Genomic DNA, 17,947 nt, shown 5'->3' on the forward strand with positions numbered 1-17,947 from the left:
CACCCCCCTTATCAAGGGGGGACTAAGGGGGGATCGGCACCCCCCTTATCAAGGGGGGACTAAGGGGGGATCGGCACCCCCCTTATCAAGGGGGGCAGGGGGGATCGAACCTAAAATCCATTTTTAATTTAATTATAACCAGCTACTTAACATAAAGTTTGATAATAACTGTGGTATAACTTCACAAGAACTTGATATTATTATTACAATAGTCTCAAAAACAATGATCGAATTAAGTCCCGCCGCCGCTAGAGAAATTGAACGTTGGAGTCAAAGCCGTCGTCTGACTGGTTCCTATCTGCGTTTGGCAGTAAAAAATGGTGGTTGTTCGGGACTTCACTATCATCTCGAATTAACCCCTATTGCGGCAGAAAACGATCGCTTTTATCAAAGTCAGGGTATTAATATTGTAGTCGATCCTGACAGCGATCGCTACCTACAAATTTTAAAATTAGACTATTCAGAAGATCTCATGGGTGGTGGTTTCCGTTTTACCAATGCCAACACCCAAAATACCTGCGGTTGTGGTCTTTCCTTTAGTGCTTAATTAACTGCTCCAAATAGCCAAGACAACTAAAAGCGCATTAACCAGATAAAAAGCTCCCACAATCTTCGTTTCCGTCCAACCACTTAATTCTAAATGATGATGAAAAGGAGCCATTTTTAATAATCTTTTGCCCTTGCCATCGGGTCCTTTTGTGGCTTTATAATAGATAACCTGAGCGATTACCGAAAGAGATTCCAGAAAGAAGAGACCACTAATTAAAAATAATCCCCAGAGATGTCCAGTAATTAAACCCACCGCAGCTAAAGCACCTCCCAAAGCGAGGGAACCCGTATCACCCATAAAGACTTTAGCGGGGTTGCGGTTATGAAAAATGAAGCCTAGACAAGCACCAGCAAAACAAGTGCAGAAAATCGCCAAATCTGGATGACTAGGAGCGATAATAATGGCTAAACCCAAAAAAGCGATCGCACCTGTTCCCCCCGCTAATCCATCCACCCCATCGGTGAGATTAGTGGCGTTACTTTCAGCCACAAGGACAAATCCCGCCAAAATCCAGAAGAAAAAGCCCAAAGGAATGACTAATCGACCCCAAAGGCCGATATCGGTACTCACCTGATTGAACGACATCCAGAGGCAAAAAAGCACCGCCCCCGTTATCTGTAAAATTAACTTCATCCGGGGAGATAGGCCCTTATTCGACTTATAACGCAAAATTTGCCAATCATCTAACCAACCGATACCCATGTAAGCAAAAGTCAGCAAAGCAACCGCCACCACATTAGGAGTAAATTTAGACCAGATTAAAGCGAAAATAAGGGCTACTGGCACAAAAAAGCTGCCTCCCATCGTCGGGGTTCCTGCTTTCTTTAAATGGGCCTGGGGTCCATCTTCGCGCATAATCTGACCCATTTTCAAGCGCCGCAGCATCGGGACTACTTGACAACCAAGACCAGCACTGATTAACGTTGTGGCCATCAGGGGGATTAACAGGGAATTAGTGGACTGAAAAAAAACTACTAACAGAAATAGTAATCCCGTTAGTAGAATCAGGAGATGGGTTCCAGTGGGTTTTTTAAAGATAGGGGCGGAAAAAATGTTAGCGTTCACGACTAAAGCGTCAGATAAGGGTAAAATTTGCCAAAGAAGACAGGATTAATCTTCATCTAAGACTAATTCGTCCTCGTCGTCATCATAACCGATATCATCGACATCCATCAGTTCAGATAGTTCCACATCTTCTTCGAGAGTCAGATCCGGTTCGGCGATTTTATCCCGGGGAATCATGCGATTATTTTTTTCTAACCACTCGACAATGGAAGCGTCTTTTTTTAGGGGAATAACCGCGGCCGGTTCGTAGCGGGGTTCTTGACGAATAGAAGGATTAAGCATAATCACTCGACGATTAACAGCAATCATTTCGAGTTTACCATGTCTTTTAAGGCTCTGATAATCTCTTGATTGGCCGCGGGGAAAGTGTAATTATCTAGTTCCTGGATAGTTACCCAGCGGATTTCTTCACATTCGATCGCTCTTGCTTGGCCTCTGAGATAACGACAGTTATATACTTGTAGATTAACCCGAAAATGACTATAGGTGTGGTCGATAGTGATTAAATGACTATCAACCGCGATGTCAATGCCAATTTCTTCTAATATCTCTCGTTTAATACATTCCTGCACCGTTTCATTGCCTTCGATTTTGCCGCCGGGGAATTCCCAAAAACCGCCTAGGAGTCCCTTGGCCAGACGGCGATCGATTAAAATTAAATCTCGATCATCTCTAATTACGGCCACACCGATTTGTTTAGAAGCTAAAGAGTCTGTTTCGGGAATCATAGTGGTTATTGGCGAAAAAATAGGAAAAAATAGTTAAAAACTGACTGCGGAGAATTGAGTCAAAAGATGATATAATCGAGAATTGTACGATTAACGATTAACAATGACAGTCAGTTCCGAATCAAAGTTTATTTTAAAAGTATTGTGGTTAGATCAGAACGTAGCGATCGCTGTAGATCAGGTGGTCGGCAAAGGAACTAGCCCCCTCACCGCTTATTTTTTCTGGCCGCGCAATGATGCTTGGCAACAACTGCAAGAGGAGTTAGAAGCAAAACACTGGATTGATGAGTCCGATCGCGTTGATGTTCTCAACAAAGCCACAGAAGTAATTAATTTTTGGCAAGAGTTACGCAATCAAGGCCGACAAATCACCATGGCCGATGCACAGTTAAAATTCCCCGAAGTTGTGTTTAGTGGTAGCAATTAATCGGCTTTTTAGCCGTCAGCTAGATAATCTTGATAATAGGCAGAAAAATGGCTAAAAGCTGATTGCTAAAGGCTAAAAAATTAATCGGGTAGGTTTATATAAACCCGCCCGATTTTGCTTTAATTTAATTTGATTTGGTTGGGTTTAAACCGATACTAAACCGCCAGCGGCCTGGTATCTAGCGCGAGCTTTGCGCCATGATTGTTGCGCTTGGATAGTTTTGCGACGGTCATCCCCTTTACTGACTTCATCGAGACGAGTTTGGGCCCGTTCGTATTCGGCGCGAGCTTTTTCCTTATCGATTTTTGAGCCTAATTCCGCCCCATTAACGAGGACTTTGATCTCATTATTTTCGACTTCGGCAAAACCGCCCAAAACTGCGATATTTTCCCAGTCTTTCCCCGGTCGAATTCGCATTACGCCAATATTCAGGGCAGTTAATAAAGGAGCGTGACCGCTAAGAATACCTAATTGTCCCGTGGAACTGGGTAGGATTACTTCTTCGGCCACGTTATCCCAGACAATGCGATCGGGTGTAATAACCCGTACTGTAATGCTCATTGGTGATAATAACGATAATTTTGGCAGATTTCTGGGTTAAGTAACCGCTAAACGCGGTTACTACTGACTTTTAATTAGCCTTTTTTGAGTTTTTCGCCTTTAGCGATCGCTTCATCGATATTGCCGACCATATAGAACGCTTGTTCGGGTAAGCGATCGAGTTCACCTTTGAGGATCATCTGGAAGCCTTTGATCGTATCAGCGAGGGTAACGTATTTACCCGGGGAACCGGTGAACACTTCCGCCACGAAGAAAGGTTGCGAGAGGAAACGCTCAATTTTGCGAGCGCGGTCAACGGTGAGACGATCTTCTTCCGACAATTCGTCTAAACCGAGAATAGCGATGATGTCCTGTAACTCTTTATAGCGTTGCAGGGTAGATTGGACGGCGCGAGCGGTGCCGTAGTGTTCATCACCGACGATATCAGCTTGGAGCATGGTGCTGGTGGAACCGAGGGGATCTACCGCCGGATAGATACCTTTGGAAGCCAGACCCCGGGATAGTACAGTAGTTCCATCCAAGTGAGCGAAGGTAGTAGCGGGAGCGGGGTCAGTCAAGTCATCCGCAGGTACATAGACCGCTTGGATGGAAGTGATCGATCCCTCTTTGGTGGAGGTAATCCGCTCTTGCAGGTCGCCTACGTCAGTGCCGAGGGTGGGTTGGTATCCTACCGCAGAAGGCATCCGACCGAGGAGCGCCGATACTTCCGAACCGGCTTGCACGAAACGGAAGATATTATCAATAAATAAGAGTACGTCTTGCTTGCTGACATCGCGGAAATATTCGGCCATGGTCAAAGCAGAGAGACCGACGCGCATTCTCGCTCCGGGGGGTTCGTTCATCTGACCGTAAACGAGGGCAATTTTCGAGTCTTCGGGGTTATCAGCGTTGATTACCTTCGATTCGATCATCTCGTTGTAGAGGTCGTTTCCTTCGCGGGTTCTTTCACCCACACCGCCAAAAACCGAGACACCCCCGTGTTGAATGGCGATATTGTTGATTAATTCCATCATAATGACGGTTTTGCCCACACCAGCACCCCCAAAGAGGCCGATTTTGCCACCTTGACGGTAGGGGGTGAGCAAGTCAATTACCTTGATACCGGTTTCAAAAACCGTCGGTGTTACTTCAAGATCGACTAATTTGGGAGCGGGACGGTGAATAGGAGAGGTTTCGGTGACGTTAACCGGTCCTTTTTCGTCCACGGGTTCACCAAGAACGTTAAAAATCCGACCGAGGGTGCATTTACCCACGGGAACGCTAATCGCTGCGCCGGTATCCACGATATCCATACCGCGCACTAAACCATCGGTGGTACTCATGGCAACAGCCCGCACTTGGTTATCACCGAGTAACTGTTGCACTTCACAAGTAACCGATAGATTTTGACCGGCGGAGTTAGTTCCTTTTACGGTTAAGGCATTATAAATACGGGGCAGTTTGCCACTGGGAAATTCGGCATCGATGACAGGACCGATGATCTGGACGATTTTACCAACGTTAGTTTCTGTTGTCGCTACCATTGTTTATGTCTGCTCTGGGTTTTAGCTGATAACTCCCACAAGGGGAAAGTCTTAATTTTTTGTAAAATTAGCCAATACACAGCTTATCACGCTAGGGGATCAGATCAGTTATTTTCGCTATCAGCCCTCAGCAGTCGGTCGTCACGAGACTCGGAGACAGGAGATTATTTTATTTGTTCCCCCCACTTCCCGCTTCCCACTCCCCGCTTCCCGCTCCCTGCTTGACAAACACAGGGGTTTGCCTTTAATTGAACGTTGCCTCATGTCTCAAGGAGAAGATGGCCACAGTGTCGAGGGTTTAATTGCTCAAGATATAGGTTGGGATTTTTAAGGGGAAACTCTCTTTTAAAATTGGCGTTTACTTTTGATTTTATTACTCAATCCAAGCTTTTGGGGGGTTGGGGGAAGTCGCTGAGTCTCAAATTAAATTAATTAAGCTTGAACAAATGCCAGAAAAAGCGACATTTTTTAAGGGATTACAGATACCAAAATACCATTTTAATTTCTATAAGTCATACAAAAATTTAGGTTAAGATGACCTCCGAGGATGAATTAATCTGATTTTTGACGCTTTCTAGTAAAAGTTGATACAAAAAATGAGGTGTTTTTTGATTGGCTAATTCCAGACTATTCTGATAAATTTTAACAGCAGATTCATCATTAATCATTCGATAGTGAATGATTTTTGTCCATTCTGGTGCAGTTATCATTAATTGAGGAATCACTTCAATAAAAGCCTGTATTTGTTGTTGGGGTTCAAAATCTTCTAAAAAATGCAATAAACTAAACATAATTTCAGGATGTTCACAGTTATCATCTAGGATAAGATGTAAGTCTTTTAAATCTTTATCATCAGGATATTTGGCAAGTTTTTCTAATGTTTCCTCAAATAAGTTAATTTCTTGGGGTGTTTTCATTAAGCGATTCTCTTGTAGGATTTTTATTAAATTCATGGGGTTGTTGCTCCTTGATCAAAAAAGGTTGACCAAGTAGTTTTATTAAGTTGAATGAGTTCTTGTAATCCCTTTCTAATATCTGCATTATATAATCCTTGACCTAGATAAATTGAGCGAATATCCCAAACTTCTTGTGCTAAGGTTTGTCGAGGGGAAAGAGTTAAGTCTGGACTTTTACCATAAGATAAGGTTTGACGATGACGACCTCCTTTTCCGGGGGATAAGTGTTCCATCATGATAGCAATTCCTTGATTAGTTGTGTAACCTTTGATTTTCGCTTTCATATACGCATTGGATGGTAGATGATGAGGGGTTAAGTTATCTCCTCTACGACCTAATTTTAACAAGTCGCCGTATGTCCCGACTTTTCCTTCTCCTGTCAGTAGTTTAAATTGAGTGATGTTGTCTCCTTATGATTATTTTAGGCCATAGGTTGATCATAGGTGAATAAAAATCTTATCACTCTTCTATCTCGGAAAATCCCTGTCAACACATAAGTGCTGAAACTCCTATTTTATAAGCGAGCGCTTGCCTATTTTCTAACAACAACTCGAAAATTTAGTTTCTGTTAGTTATTGATCACCCGAAAGCTTGCCCCGAAAGAAAGCTAGAATTTAGACACGATCAGAGCTTTTTCCTGATAATTAAGCTTTAATGACCCATTTTCCTCTTTTCCCCCTGCTCCCCTCTTCCCAACCCAAAAAAGTAAGGCAGGCCTTAGCCTACCTTAAAACAAAGCGAGGTTGATCAACTTTGAAGATGCCGATGCAGTGGATGGAATTGGACTCATACCATATATTGGCGATTATAACAAGGGTTTTGCTGGTTGCACAGATTCAAATAAAAAATAATTTAAAGCTTGACCATAGATTTTAGTCTATATACTGAAACACAAGAACTATCTCCTGTCAAATTTTCAAGGGACAGCTTTACTGAGACGCACTCCCTTCCCTCAACCGTCCGGGAGAATTGTGCTGTAAGATATCTTCAGTTTCAATTGTTTAGGCTCGCAATCGTAGATGAGAATAAATTTCGGTAGCTTTTGCGGCAATCTCAGGAAATTATCGGTTAATTATATGAATTCTGCTAAAATTATCGCCATTATCACGGGAGCGATTTCGATTTTAATCGCCGTTGCCTATTTAATCCTAGTTCAGATTCTGGACTTTCGCACCGAGATGATTCCCGCTCCCCTAGAAGTTATTTTTCCAGGATGATAAAAATTGGGGTTGAAAAATTTTCAACCCCGAAAAAAGCAATTTTTGAGCGGATTAACCCACCGGTTGTAACTGTAATTGCGAGAGAATATCGCTCTGCTCAGAGCGCTGATGACTAGAGACTGTCACCACACCGTCCGCAGTTACATCTAATATCGCATGGTCTCCAGAATTGACTTTTCCCGATAACATCGCCTCGGCTAAACTATCCTCTAAGCGTCGAGTTAAGGCACGACGTAAAGGCCGCGCACCGTAGCTAGGATCATAACCCTCATTGATGACCAAATCCTTAAAAGCGGCGGTAACTTGCACAGAAATGCCTTTTTCTGTCAATTGTTTGGCTAGATCTGCGATCAGAATATCGGCAATCTGGGTAACTTCTTCGCGAGTTAACTGTCGGAAAACAATGATTTCATCGAGACGGTTGAGAAATTCGGGACGGAAATATTGTTTTAACTCGTCTGTCACCCGATTAGAAATCTGTTGGTAACGCGATTGAGCAAAATCATCAGCCATCTCGAATCCTAAGCTATTACCGCCCTTTTCGATGACTTTTGAGCCAATATTCGAGGTCATGATAATTAGGGTATTCTTAAAGTCCACCCGACGACCTTGGGAATCGGTCAAACGACCATCTTCTAACAGTTGCAGGAGAAGATTAAAAACATCGGGATGTGCTTTCTCGATTTCGTCAAACAAAACCACTCTATAGGGTTGACGACGCACTGCTTCCGTTAACTGACCGCCTTCATTGTAACCGATGTATCCGGGAGGCGCACCAATTAATTTAGAAACCGTGTGGGATTCCATAAATTCCGACATATCTAGGCGAATCATACTGGATTCCGAGCCAAAGAGTAACTTAGCTAAGGCTTTCGTTAATTCGGTTTTACCCACTCCCGTGGGACCGGCAAAAATAAACGAGGCAATCGGACGGTTAGGATTCTTTAAATTGACTCGCGCTCGACGAATAGCACGAGAAACGGCATTTACTGCCTCCTGTTGACCAATAATCCGCTCGTGCAGTTGATATTCCAGATTTAAGAGCGATTCCGACTCAGTTTCAGTTAATTGGGTAACGGGAATACCAGTCCAAGCGGCGACAATTTGGGCGATTTCCTCCGCATCCACCACCGGAATTAAAGATTCGGGGTTAATTAGGGGTGATTCTTCGCTAACCTCTGCGGGACTTTTACTTTGTAGGGAATAGCGTAGATGGGTGCGGGATCCCGCTTCATCGAGAAGATCGATCGCTTTGTCCGGTAAAAAGCGATCATTGATATAGCGCGAGGATAGATGAACAGCAGCTTCGATCGCTTTTTGATCGTATTTTACCTGATGGAAATCCTCGTAGGTGGCTTTTAAACCGCGTAAAATCTCGATCGCTTGCTCTTTGGTCGGTTCTCCCACCATAACTGGCTGAAAACGTCTTTCTAGAGCCGCATCTCGCTCAATATGCTGTTTATACTCATCGAGAGTGGTTGCCCCTAAACACTGTAACTCGCCGCGAGCTAAAGCAGGTTTAAGGAGGTTAGAAGCATCCATAGCTCCCCCCATGCTACCAGCACCCACAAGAGTGTGAATTTCATCAATAAACAGGATAATACTGCCCGATTTGCGAACTTCCTCCACGATACCCTTTAAACGTTCCTCAAAATCGCCGCGAAAACGGGTTCCCGCCAGTAAAGACCCCATATCGAGGGCAATTACCTGTTTATCCTGCAAAAGTTCGGGAATATCGCCACTATGGATGCGTTGTGCTAACCCTTCAGCGATCGCTGTCTTGCCCACCCCCGGCGCACCGAGTAAAATCGGGTTACTTTTGGTACGACGGCCTAAAATTTGGACAACTCGCTCGATTTCTGGCTCTCTACCGATTACAGGGTCAATTTTGCCATTTTTGACCTCTTGGCTTAAATTGCGACCATATTGGGCTAAAATACCGCCTTGGGGAGCATTTTTCTGGTCTTCATAGTCACTGCTTGCCGTGAAGCGACCACTAGCGACTTTTTCCCCAGCATTTTTCAGTAAAAGGCCGCGAAGTTTGATCAAATCAACACCCTGCATAATTAAAATTTTAGCGGCTAGGGATTCGGGATCGGCGGTGATAGCGAGTAATAGATGTTCAGGTGCGATCGCCTGTTCCCCTAATTGTCGAGCTTCCTGAAATGCTTGCTCGAACATCTTTTTCGCTTTCGGGGTAAAAGGGATATTAACGGGACTGTAACCGCTGCCACGGCCGGTCATTCCTTCAATCAGGCGGCGACTTTCGTGCAGGGTGACTTTTAAATCCTTGAGAATTAAGGCTGCGGCGGCGGTGGCTTCTCCTATCAATCCTAACAGTAAATGCTCCGTACCCACGACACTGTGACCGGCACGACGGGCTTCTTCTTGGGCGAACATCACCGCTTTGATAGCTTTCTGGTTAAAGTATTCAAACATGATCGACGGCTTCCTGGCTACTGGGCTTTACTTGTTACTGTAACGTTTTCTTTACATTAGCCGGAAGGGGGATATCCGTATCAGTAGGGTGGGTTAGTCAGTGGTGAGTTTGGGCGATGCTTAAAATCCTTAACAAAAATTAAGGCTGCTGGCAGTTATAACCTAACCCCTGTGCAACTGTCGCTCTACAAAACTAATGCAGAAATGATAATTATTGATGTACCATATAAGGCGCGATAACTGAGGACGTAAGGATTGAAAAGGCTGCCAGCCAAGTTTTTTCGAGCCGAAGGTGGGTCGGAGCCGGTCAAAGATTGGTGGAAAACTCTCAGCCGTGAAGATTGCCGGATTATTGGCAGCGATATCAAGGACGTAGAGTTTAGCTTTCCCATCGGCTGCCCCTGTGCCGTTCACTTTCATCAAGAAGTCCCAAAAAAAACCAAAACAGGAAATCGATTTAGCTCTCAATCGTAAGAAGGAACAGAAAAAATATGACCCCTAACCCCCATACTGGCTCCGATTTCGATGATTTTCTCAAAGAAGAAGGTCTAGGAGGACTGTAGTGCGGTGGCACTCAAACGGTTACGGTTGCGGCAGTTGGCTGAGGAGATGAAACGGCTCTCTCTGACGAAAACGGAGATGGCGGCGCGGATGCAGACCAGTCGAGCGCAACTTGACCGCCTCCTCGACCCCGAAAAGACGGGCGTTTCCCTCGATACTATCCAACGGGCGGCTTCTGTGGTGGGCCGCCAATTGCGAATCGAGTTGCTCTGAGGGAAGTCAGAAAGTTCGGAGTGCCGCAGATGAAATTACCCAACGGGGAACTGGCAGAAATCTCGATGGAAAAACTGATTGGCTATTGCTTAAATCCAGAACATTCCAGGGGAAAAAATAAAGCCAGAGTCTTTCGCTCTCGTCTGGGAATAACTGCCGAGAACGCTGAGGTTTTGCGATCGCTCATCTCACAGGCTGCCCTGGAGGGGGAAGTTGTGCAACAAGCGGTCACGGAATTCGGCCAGCAGTTTAAAGTGGATTGGACGATACCAGAACGGGAAGGAACACAACTGCGAACTATCTGGGAAGTCGGCTTAATTAATCCTAACCCTCGCCTAATTTCTGCCTTTATCAAGTAAACTACCATGAAAGACATCAAACTCTTAGATCCGGTTGCCATCCTCAACTCCGTCCCTCGGGAGCGATTGACTTTAGTTGAGCCAGATTATGAAGCTGTCCCCAGCTTGCCAAGCGGACAGGTGGGAACGGTGGTTGAGGTGTATGAAAAAGGTTCGCGCTATCAATATTTAGTGGAATTTTCTGACAGTCAGGGGCGGGAATATGCGATGGCTATTCTGCCAGGCGATGAGCTTCTGGTCTTGCATTATGAACTGGAGGCGGCGTGAATTCTGCTTAAGGGAAAACGCTATGGCTCAAGTAGCGGTTAGCGAAATTTTGAACCCTATTATCGAATCTGACACACCGCGCCACAATCCCTCACGGAAGGCGATAGGTCGCCTGAGAAGCAGTAAAACAGGGGAAAATACCTGAAACTCTTTCCCCTGTGAATCCCTAAGCTAGGGAGAAGAATATAAAGATTTATTAAATTGTAGCTTTTGCTACAGTTGTGGGGGGGGGAGTGTGTATGCTTCTGCTATCTCCCTTTGGTGTTGGGTTGGGGTGCTGCTTGATCTAGCTACGAGGGAGGACGATCGCACTACCCGCAATTTCAACAATGGCATGGGCAAGGATGCGCGAGTCTATCTCGATTCGATAGAAACACTACTAAAAAGATTAATATTCATTATGGGTTGGAGAAATTCACTTTTACTAACATTGTTGATTTTGGTTGTTGGCATTGGTCTTGGAGCGATTACAGGAGGTCCTATAATGCGTGGAATTGTCTTCTGGACAGCACTTTGGGCAGCAATTGATTCCCATAGAATAGAAATTCATAAGTATAAAATTACAGGATCATTCGTACCATCATTTGGTAATTCATGGTCAGTTTTTTTGTTTTTACTTCTCCTTTGGGTGTATTGTTTTCCTGCCTATTTGATTATTAGAGGAAAGATTCTTAAAGGAATTATACCTTTAAGAAACGAAGAGGAATAAGGCTACCAATCAATCCAGACTAACTCCCCTCTCCTGCTCCCAGAGGGGTTGGGGGAGAGGTCAAATCATCAAACCATTATCTATCAACGAGTTACTCATCGCCAAGAAATTTATAAATTTTTCCCTTAGTGCGATAACATGATCTTGTATGGTATTTTCTTCAACCGCAAACTAAAACCTTCCCAATATACCGAAAAAGAAACCACAAAAGCCAGCTAAATTGTTTCTAAAAATACCATAAATGCCCCTTCATTCAGTCAGTTGAGGAGGGGAATTTATATCGTATTTTTATGTTATCTTGGGGGTATTTATACCGTTTTGCGGAAGGCAAAAGTCTTATACCATAAACTTTTCACGTTCCTAGTATGTGCCTCACTCATTCGCAAATTGCTATATTTTTACAATCCAAGTCAATCATTTTCAGTCTATACTGTTACCAGTGTAAAATAAATAAGAGGGGTTATTCATAATGAGTCCACATCCGTATAACTTTGACAACCTTCTCTTCTGGAATAACCTGATAAACCAAACGATGCTGAATATTAATACGTCTGGAATAATAGCTCGCTAAATCGCCACTGAGTTTCTCATAAACAGGATAAGATTGATACGGATTTGACTTAAGAATATTTAATAACTCGTTAGCTTGTTTTGCCAACCCAGTACGAGCCAGCTTTTCAGCATCTTTTTTCGCTTGTTTGGTAAAAACCAACTGCCAATTATCCATTTAAAATTGCTCTGATACCCGCCTCATCCACACAATCTTCAATAGAAGTGTTGCCACCTTCAATAATTGAATCTACCATACCAGGAATAGAATACAAATAAAGCGTTTCTTGAATAGAGTTCCAATCTTCCTCAGCAATTAAAATAGCATTCTTTTTCGTACCAGATAACAAAATAGGTTGATGATTATCATTGGTATCATTCACTAATTCATCAATTTGTTCTTTGGCTTCAGTAACAGTAACAATTTTCATGTAACTATCCCTTAAATTAACAACAAGAGTGCAACCGATTCTAACACAAGTCAACTATTATTCAGGATAATAGCACCTTTTCTAAATATTTGTCAAATTTATTTTTGCTTATTCTCGTTGCCAATTCTTGATAAGTTGCCTTGCTCTGAAGAATGGTACATTGACTGATTGATTACTTTTCTGGGTGTTCCTAGTGGATTGAGTAAAGCACTAATAAAAACATTGGTATCTATAACAACTCGATTAGTCTGAGTAAAACTCCTAGTTTGGGTTGAAGCATGAAACCCAACAACTTCCCGGAATATTTTCACAATCTTGGTTGGGTTTCGCCTTGTGAGCCGATTGGTAATACCTGCTCAATAATGATAGCTCAACCCAACCACCTTGTTCCTAGAGATTTACACTTTTTGTTATCTCTGATCAAGGGTTGCGCTTGCTTTGGTTTAACCTGAGCGACTTAGTTTTTGCTGCGCTTTTTTCCGGCTTGAGATTTTGAGTTTTACGGCAACCGCTTGAGTTTTTTTGAATTACCCCTTGACAATCAAGACAGTCGCTACGGCTGATAACTGATAACTGACTTCTAACCCAATTTTGGACAAAGATAAGCAAAAATTATTTATTGACTCCACAAACTTGAGAATATTTAAATTAACATTTCGCAATATTTACAAATTCTTAAGAATTAATTGAGAAAGATTTTTATTTAACAACGATGTTATGATGGTTACAGCGATTTTACTGAATTTCATGATGGGTTGTTTTGTGCTTTTTTGGGCAGCAATGGTTGAAACCCTTGCCACATCTACAGGGTAATCCTAATTAAGAAGGGTAAATTAGTCAATTTCACCCACAACGATGATCTTTTTTTTGTGTAGTTTTATTGCAAAAAAAAAGTTTTTTTGACAAAAAGCACAAAGCATGATAGGGAAGCTGGTGTATTTCTGGCTGCGCGTAATTATTGCAGAGTTAGGTCAAAATCAGGGGATTTTCTGTTTTCAAGTGATGAAATACAGAAAAGCAGCAATTCGATCGAGAAATCGATAAAAACAGCCTAGACTAGAAAAAGAATCCTCTATCCTGACAGCTATCCTGTGGAGATTACTTTTTTAGGAACCAGTTCCGGGGTTCCCACTCGTTCCCGTAATGTCTCTAGTATCGCCCTTCGTTTGCCGCAACGGGCGGAAATATGGCTGTTTGACTGTGGAGAAGGAACTCAACACCAGTTACTGCGTAGCGACCTGAAAAGTTCCCAAATCCGACGCATTTTTATCACCCATATGCACGGGGATCATATCTTTGGTTTAATGGGATTGTTAGCCAGTATTGGATTAGCCGGTTCTGCTCAGGATATTGATATCTACGGACCCCCCGGACTAGGGGACTATCTGCGTGCTTGTGCTAAGTATTCCTATACTAATTTAGCCAATCGGGTGCGTGTCCATCCCATTTCCCCCGGCATACTCTACGAAGATGAAGAATTTACCGTCTCCTGTCAGCTATTAAAACATCGTATTCCTGCCCATGGTTATCGTATCGCCGAAAAAGACCGTCCTGGACGTTTTGATGCGGAAAAAGCCAACGCTTTGGGTATTCCCCCCGGACCAATTTACGGCAAGCTGAAAAAAGGGGAAACTGTCACCCTCCCCGATGGCAGCAAAATTCGCGGTCAGTCCCTCTGCGGAGAAACGGAAATCGGCCGTAAAATTGCCTACTGTACCGATACTATTTTCTGTGAAGGATCGATCGAATTGGCACAAAATGCAGATGTGCTAATTCATGAGGCGACCTTTGCACACCAAGATGCCGGATTAGCCTTTGAAAGTGTTCACTCCACTTCGACGATGGCAGCCCAGGTGGCCTTGGCAGCCCAGGTAAAATTGTTATTAATGACCCATTTTAGTCCCCGTTATCTACCGGGGAATTCTCTGGATATTTCCAATCTGTTAGAGGAAGCGCGGGCAATTTTTCCTAACACTAAATTAGCCTACGATTTCCTCACCTACGAAGTCCCCCGCAACCGTCAAGAAATCGCCTTAGGAGTTAAGTAATTATGCCAGCAGCAGTAGAAGAAAAAAGCATGGTTCCCACGGTTTTAGTGGGTATTGGTGGCACGGGTAACGAGATTTTATCGCGCTTGCGTCGTTTAATCGAGGAAAGTTATGGCAGTTTGAGCAATTTTCCGATTGTCAGTTTTTTGGTGGTTGACACGGATAAGGATTATAAAATCAGTAATCCTGAAGCTGCTGGCAGTGCTTTTAAAGATAACGAAAAACACTGGGCCCGGGTGAGTGGAAAACAGGTACAGGAGATGGTATCTGATATGGATAGATATCCCTGGATTAATAGTTGGTTTCCCCCAGAATTAGAGAGAAATATTACTTCCCTGGAAGCGGGAGCGGGACAAATTCGCGCCTGTGGTCGTTTTGCTTTATTTTGTAATTATCATGAGATCCAAAGAAAATTTCTAGACGCGGTGAGACGGGTAAAGGGACAAGAAAACTTTATGCTTGATCGCTATGGAATTAAAGTTAGTAATAGTGCTATTAATGTCTTTACTACGGGGTCTTTAAACGGTGGTACGGGTAGCGGAATGTTAATCGATCTAGGTTACTGTATTCGTAATTGGTTACGAGGGGAAAGTAGTCCTTTGAGTACGGCAATTGTTCCCACTCCTGAAGCATTTGCGGGGATTAGTGTCGGCGATCGAGTTTTGGCTAATGGTTACGCTGCCTTGATGGAATTGAATTACTTTTCTGACTACAGAACTGAATATCAGCAACAGTTTAGCAGCGGTTTAGTCGATGAAGTGGTTAGTAAATTACCCCCCTTTGATTTTACCTATTTAGTGGGGACAAAAAACGGCGAAGGTGATTTTAAACTCGGTCAAATTCGGGAAATGATCGCCCAAAATATCTTCCTAGATATGACCTCTGATTTTGCCCCCCATAAACGTTCTATTAGAGATAATATTAAGGGTTCTTGGGCGCAAGCTGACCCGGGGGGACGCGGTTATCCTAAGCAATTTATGAGTTTTGGACTATCAACTATTGAAATTCCTATTGCCCAAATTCGTGCTTCCTTATCGGAACGTTTAGCCAAAGATTTAATTAATTGGTGGCTGAATGATTCCGTGATTTTACCCGCTCAAATGTTGGACTTAGTAAGAGGTGATATCCTCAAAAAAATGCGCTTGAGCGAAGGGGAATTAATTATGGATTTATGTGCCGACAAGGATCGCTCTTTAATTGCCATAATCTCCCAATGGATTAACGAAACTCGTCAGGAAATCAATCAAGATAATTGGCTCTCTTGTACCAAACAGGGTGTTAATATTTTAGGCAATGAACAGGGAAAAATTCTGCAGTTTATTAATGATTATTTAACGCCAAGAGTCGAGGAATTTAAACGCAATCATTTACTAGAATTGAGTCCCGATGAACGGATGCACGGCGATTATCTGAAAAAGATTTATAGTAACCGAGATGAAATTATTCAACGGGGTAAAAAGTCCCTAGAAATGGAGTTTTATAATATCCTTGAGGATCGGAACCGTGGGGTAAAATTTGCCGAGAGTTTTATTTTTTTAGTACGACAAATCTTCACCGACATAGCGGAAAAATTCCGTCGCGATCAAGAACAGGTTTGGAGTCAAAACGAAAGTAAACGTCAACGGGAATACGACACAGCCTTGGCAGAAATTAATGATCTGAAAGATAAACTTCATATCTCAAAAAAAGATAAGATGGAAGAATATTGTGAACAAGCTTTAACGGGATTGGAAGGCTATTTAATGGCCAATATTCAACGAAAAACCAGAGGTGCGGGAGTAGAGGTTATTAATCGTTTACTGGAACATCTTAATCAATTAGAAAGCCGTTTTAATCGCTTTCGTCAGAAGTTAATTCAAAGTCGCGATCTATTTAATCTGCAAGCTAACCAACAGATTGATAGTGCCGATGCTTTGTTAATTAATGGGATTAAATTATTTGATAGACAAGAATTAAATGGTCTTTATCAAGACTTTATCGAACAATTTGCTTCGGGGATTGCTGGTAACAAAAACGCCTACGATACGGGTATGGATAACCTTTGTTTACCTCTCTCAGAAGAGATTTTAAAGCAATCTAGTCCCCTCTGGAAAGAAACGCGGCGCTCCGATGAAAATATGCGTTTATTTGACATCACCGAGATTGCCGATATTCGTCAAGGTGATTTTCAAAAAGTTATCCTAAACCAAGCTAATCAACTCCTACAAAATGCTCCTGCTAGTAGTCGCATTCAGCAGGAATTAGCCGCTTGTGATCGCTTGTTAAAAATCTATAACAACGATGCCGATATTATCAATAATCTTCGCATTGCCTACCAAAAATCGCGACCCCTAATTATGCTTAATCCTGCGGTTTTGCGGGGAAAAGATGCGGGTTTTACGCCCCAATTAAATCAAAATGTTGCCCTGATTGGGGGAAGAAATACCAATAACCCAGCAGCCCAAAAAATTATGCCGAAACTGCGGGAATTTATTCCCAACGAAGACGATATTAAACCCTTGGGAGACGTGGAAAAATATCGTCTTGTCTTCGTGCAGGAAATTGGCGGTTTTTCCCTACGTTGTCTCGAGGGAATGCGAGAACTGCGGCAATCCTATCAGGACTGGAAAGGAGAGTTTATTCTCGCCAAACGCGCTCAACAAATGGGTGAAAATCGCGATTTACCCATCCCCGTGCATATCCAAAAGGAACCTCCTTTCTGGGATGTTTTTCCCGAAGATCCGAGTATTTATCAATTGGTGGTGACAGCCCGAGCTTTAAAAGTGCTTTTTCCAGAAGTCAATCGAGTCACTAATGAGAAAACAATTCGCTATGAAATTAAAACCGCAACGGGATTAAAAAAAGTCGATATCGCCACCAGTTGGGAAGATGCGGTACAGGTGTTAGAAGTAAAAGCTTGTCGCGAAGATAAGGAAAAAATTCAAAGTCAGGTGACGGCTAAGTTACAGGCTGCAGCCACTCCCGAGAAAAAACAAGCTTTGTATCGGACTTTTATCCAATATTTACAACAACGTTCCGAGGAGTTGACAGGAGGAAAAGATAATACAGAATATAAACGGGAAGATGCAATTATTTTGCAGTTAATCCATAACTATAAGTTGGATAGCGGTGGAGAAATTCCTCTTTCTCCGGTGACGGAAGTGGCTAACCCAGCTTTAATTATCTGCGGTAATTGTGGACACAAAAACCCGCCCTCGTCTAATTTTTGTTCTAAGTGTGGGGCAAAATTAGTTAAGTAGAAATTAGGCAATTGCTTGTTTTTAGTCCTCGGATAACAGAAAGAGTGGGGGTGTTAGCTGGACTAACATCCCCCACAATGAAAATTTTCGGGAAAAATTGCC

The 17,947-nt window shown here is 43.0% G+C and carries 20 protein-coding genes and 1 pseudogene; 10 read left to right on the top strand and 11 right to left on the bottom strand.

Annotated elements, in window-relative coordinates; translation table 11 throughout:
• Positions 1 to 223 precede the first annotated feature (223 nt).
• On the top strand, positions 224 to 547 hold the full coding sequence (locus PN470_RS19280) for a HesB/IscA family protein (RefSeq protein ID WP_002794892.1): 324 nt from the start codon (positions 224 to 226) through the stop codon (positions 545 to 547).
• Here PN470_RS19280 and mraY read toward each other — a convergent pair whose 3' ends face one another.
• The 3 genes from mraY to mutT are packed head-to-tail and all read right to left on the bottom strand — an operon-like array spanning position 548 to position 2,343.
• Positions 548 to 1,615 (bottom strand): phospho-N-acetylmuramoyl-pentapeptide-transferase, encoded by a 1,068-nt coding sequence (gene mraY / locus PN470_RS19285; RefSeq protein WP_130756550.1) that lies wholly within the window; start codon positions 1,613 to 1,615, stop codon positions 548 to 550.
• A gap of 45 nt (positions 1,616 to 1,660) precedes the next feature.
• The gene (locus tag PN470_RS19290; protein ID WP_002735746.1) at positions 1,661 to 1,924 is read right to left on the bottom strand and encodes a DUF3134 domain-containing protein; all 264 of its coding nucleotides are present in this window, start codon (positions 1,922 to 1,924) and stop codon (positions 1,661 to 1,663) included.
• Positions 1,921 to 2,343 (bottom strand): 8-oxo-dGTP diphosphatase MutT, encoded by a 423-nt coding sequence (mutT, locus tag PN470_RS19295; RefSeq protein WP_002737562.1) that lies wholly within the window; start codon positions 2,341 to 2,343, stop codon positions 1,921 to 1,923. Before mutT ends, PN470_RS19290 begins: the two co-directional genes overlap by 4 nt.
• Positions 2,344 to 2,446: 103 nt before the next feature.
• Here mutT and PN470_RS19300 point away from each other — a divergent pair, with 103 nt between their 5' ends.
• The gene (locus PN470_RS19300) at positions 2,447 to 2,770 is read left to right on the top strand and encodes a 30S ribosomal protein PSRP-3 (RefSeq protein ID WP_002736597.1); all 324 of its coding nucleotides are present in this window, start codon (positions 2,447 to 2,449) and stop codon (positions 2,768 to 2,770) included.
• Between the two features lie 144 nt (positions 2,771 to 2,914).
• Here PN470_RS19300 and atpC read toward each other — a convergent pair whose 3' ends face one another.
• The 4 genes from atpC to PN470_RS19320 form a co-directional block, all read right to left on the bottom strand.
• Positions 2,915 to 3,331, bottom strand: coding sequence for an ATP synthase F1 subunit epsilon (gene atpC, locus PN470_RS19305; RefSeq protein WP_002735380.1), 417 nt, complete (start codon positions 3,329 to 3,331; stop codon positions 2,915 to 2,917).
• A gap of 74 nt (positions 3,332 to 3,405) precedes the next feature.
• Positions 3,406 to 4,854, bottom strand: coding sequence for a F0F1 ATP synthase subunit beta (gene atpD, locus PN470_RS19310; RefSeq protein WP_002737987.1), 1,449 nt, complete (start codon positions 4,852 to 4,854; stop codon positions 3,406 to 3,408).
• A 524-nt stretch (positions 4,855 to 5,378) separates the two neighbouring features.
• A complete protein-coding gene (locus tag PN470_RS19315) occupies positions 5,379 to 5,807 on the bottom strand; it encodes an Imm30 family immunity protein (protein WP_002737083.1) in 429 nt (142 codons plus the stop codon).
• Positions 5,804 to 6,094 carry a hypothetical protein gene (locus PN470_RS19320; protein WP_002737970.1) on the bottom strand — a complete coding sequence of 97 codons (291 nt, stop codon included), beginning with the start codon at positions 6,092 to 6,094 and terminating at the stop codon, positions 5,804 to 5,806. Before PN470_RS19320 ends, PN470_RS19315 begins: the two co-directional genes overlap by 4 nt.
• A 792-nt stretch (positions 6,095 to 6,886) precedes the next feature.
• Here PN470_RS19320 and PN470_RS19325 point away from each other — a divergent pair.
• Complete coding sequence (locus PN470_RS19325) at positions 6,887 to 7,027, top strand: hypothetical protein (RefSeq protein WP_002786556.1); 141 nt, start codon at positions 6,887 to 6,889, stop codon at positions 7,025 to 7,027.
• 54 nt (positions 7,028 to 7,081) lie between these two features.
• On the opposite strand, the gene PN470_RS19330 is transcribed toward PN470_RS19325, so the two are convergent.
• Entirely contained in the window at positions 7,082 to 9,469 is a 2,388-nt protein-coding gene (locus PN470_RS19330; protein ID WP_271935641.1) for an ATP-dependent Clp protease ATP-binding subunit, read from the bottom strand.
• A gap of 255 nt (positions 9,470 to 9,724) precedes the next feature.
• On the opposite strand from PN470_RS19330, the gene PN470_RS19335 reads away from it, so the two are divergent.
• The 5 genes from PN470_RS19335 to PN470_RS19355 all read left to right on the top strand — a co-directional run bounded on the left by PN470_RS19335 (position 9,725) and on the right by PN470_RS19355 (position 11,578).
• The gene (locus tag PN470_RS19335) at positions 9,725 to 9,943 is read left to right on the top strand and encodes a hypothetical protein (RefSeq protein WP_199309365.1); all 219 of its coding nucleotides are present in this window, start codon (positions 9,725 to 9,727) and stop codon (positions 9,941 to 9,943) included.
• A gap of 135 nt (positions 9,944 to 10,078) precedes the next feature.
• Positions 10,079 to 10,243, top strand: a complete 165-nt coding sequence (locus tag PN470_RS19340) for a helix-turn-helix domain-containing protein (protein ID WP_223210860.1) — start codon at positions 10,079 to 10,081, stop codon at positions 10,241 to 10,243.
• Positions 10,244 to 10,272: 29 nt separating this feature from the next.
• Complete coding sequence (locus tag PN470_RS19345; protein WP_002754856.1) at positions 10,273 to 10,602, top strand: DUF6883 domain-containing protein; 330 nt, start codon at positions 10,273 to 10,275, stop codon at positions 10,600 to 10,602.
• Between the two features lie 6 nt (positions 10,603 to 10,608).
• Positions 10,609 to 10,869 (top strand): DUF4926 domain-containing protein, encoded by a 261-nt coding sequence (locus PN470_RS19350; protein WP_002765844.1) that lies wholly within the window; start codon positions 10,609 to 10,611, stop codon positions 10,867 to 10,869.
• Positions 10,870 to 11,104: 235 nt separating this feature from the next.
• Positions 11,105 to 11,578 (top strand): hypothetical protein, encoded by a 474-nt coding sequence (locus PN470_RS19355; protein ID WP_271935642.1) that lies wholly within the window; start codon positions 11,105 to 11,107, stop codon positions 11,576 to 11,578.
• A 460-nt stretch (positions 11,579 to 12,038) separates the two neighbouring features.
• Here PN470_RS19355 and PN470_RS19360 read toward each other — a convergent pair whose 3' ends face one another.
• From PN470_RS19360 to PN470_RS22250, 3 genes and pseudogenes are all read right to left on the bottom strand, one after another.
• Entirely contained in the window at positions 12,039 to 12,305 is a 267-nt protein-coding gene (locus tag PN470_RS19360; RefSeq protein WP_002756029.1) for a Txe/YoeB family addiction module toxin, read from the bottom strand.
• A complete protein-coding gene (locus tag PN470_RS19365) occupies positions 12,298 to 12,558 on the bottom strand; it encodes a type II toxin-antitoxin system Phd/YefM family antitoxin (protein WP_002736246.1) in 261 nt (86 codons plus the stop codon). The genes PN470_RS19360 and PN470_RS19365 overlap by 8 nt, the downstream gene beginning before the upstream one ends.
• 76 nt (positions 12,559 to 12,634) lie before the next feature.
• A pseudogene (locus PN470_RS22250) lies at positions 12,635 to 12,863 on the bottom strand (putative toxin-antitoxin system toxin component, PIN family); the annotation flags it as partial.
• A gap of 786 nt (positions 12,864 to 13,649) precedes the next feature.
• On the opposite strand from PN470_RS22250, the gene PN470_RS19370 reads away from it, so the two are divergent.
• Both PN470_RS19370 and PN470_RS19375 read left to right on the top strand, forming a co-directional pair.
• Positions 13,650 to 14,606, top strand: a complete 957-nt coding sequence (locus tag PN470_RS19370) for a ribonuclease Z (RefSeq protein WP_002737515.1) — start codon at positions 13,650 to 13,652, stop codon at positions 14,604 to 14,606.
• Between the two features lie 2 nt (positions 14,607 to 14,608).
• Complete coding sequence (locus tag PN470_RS19375; protein WP_272104949.1) at positions 14,609 to 17,845, top strand: tubulin-like doman-containing protein; 3,237 nt, start codon at positions 14,609 to 14,611, stop codon at positions 17,843 to 17,845.
• Positions 17,846 to 17,947: the final 102 nt, after the last annotated feature.

Origin of the sequence: Microcystis sp. CS-574, assembly GCF_028329095.1 — a bacterium.
In the GTDB taxonomy this organism is placed as follows: Bacteria; Cyanobacteriota; Cyanobacteriia; order Cyanobacteriales; family Microcystaceae; genus Microcystis; species Microcystis ichthyoblabe_A.

What these genes read in the sequence shown, in the direction of transcription:
- PN470_RS19280 (WP_002794892.1), top strand. Translation starts at nt 224, where the DNA reads ATGATCGAATTAAGTCCCGCCGCCGCTAGAGAAATTGAACGTTGGAGT.
- PN470_RS19290 (WP_002735746.1), bottom strand. Translation starts at nt 1,924, where the DNA reads ATGATTGCTGTTAATCGTCGAGTGATTATGCTTAATCCTTCTATTCGT.
- mutT (WP_002737562.1), bottom strand. Translation starts at nt 2,343, where the DNA reads ATGATTCCCGAAACAGACTCTTTAGCTTCTAAACAAATCGGTGTGGCC.
- PN470_RS19300 (WP_002736597.1), top strand. Translation starts at nt 2,447, where the DNA reads ATGACAGTCAGTTCCGAATCAAAGTTTATTTTAAAAGTATTGTGGTTA.
- atpC (WP_002735380.1), bottom strand. Translation starts at nt 3,331, where the DNA reads ATGAGCATTACAGTACGGGTTATTACACCCGATCGCATTGTCTGGGAT.
- atpD (WP_002737987.1), bottom strand. Translation starts at nt 4,854, where the DNA reads ATGGTAGCGACAACAGAAACTAACGTTGGTAAAATCGTCCAGATCATC.
- PN470_RS19315 (WP_002737083.1), bottom strand. Translation starts at nt 5,807, where the DNA reads ATGAATTTAATAAAAATCCTACAAGAGAATCGCTTAATGAAAACACCC.
- PN470_RS19320 (WP_002737970.1), bottom strand. Translation starts at nt 6,094, where the DNA reads ATGAAAGCGAAAATCAAAGGTTACACAACTAATCAAGGAATTGCTATC.
- PN470_RS19325 (WP_002786556.1), top strand. Translation starts at nt 6,887, where the DNA reads ATGAATTCTGCTAAAATTATCGCCATTATCACGGGAGCGATTTCGATT.
- PN470_RS19330 (WP_271935641.1), bottom strand. Translation starts at nt 9,469, where the DNA reads ATGTTTGAATACTTTAACCAGAAAGCTATCAAAGCGGTGATGTTCGCC.
- PN470_RS19340 (WP_223210860.1), top strand. Translation starts at nt 10,079, where the DNA reads ATGAAACGGCTCTCTCTGACGAAAACGGAGATGGCGGCGCGGATGCAG.
- PN470_RS19345 (WP_002754856.1), top strand. Translation starts at nt 10,273, where the DNA reads ATGAAATTACCCAACGGGGAACTGGCAGAAATCTCGATGGAAAAACTG.
- PN470_RS19350 (WP_002765844.1), top strand. Translation starts at nt 10,609, where the DNA reads ATGAAAGACATCAAACTCTTAGATCCGGTTGCCATCCTCAACTCCGTC.
- PN470_RS19360 (WP_002756029.1), bottom strand. Translation starts at nt 12,305, where the DNA reads ATGGATAATTGGCAGTTGGTTTTTACCAAACAAGCGAAAAAAGATGCT.
- PN470_RS19365 (WP_002736246.1), bottom strand. Translation starts at nt 12,558, where the DNA reads ATGAAAATTGTTACTGTTACTGAAGCCAAAGAACAAATTGATGAATTA.
- PN470_RS19375 (WP_272104949.1), top strand. Translation starts at nt 14,609, where the DNA reads ATGCCAGCAGCAGTAGAAGAAAAAAGCATGGTTCCCACGGTTTTAGTG.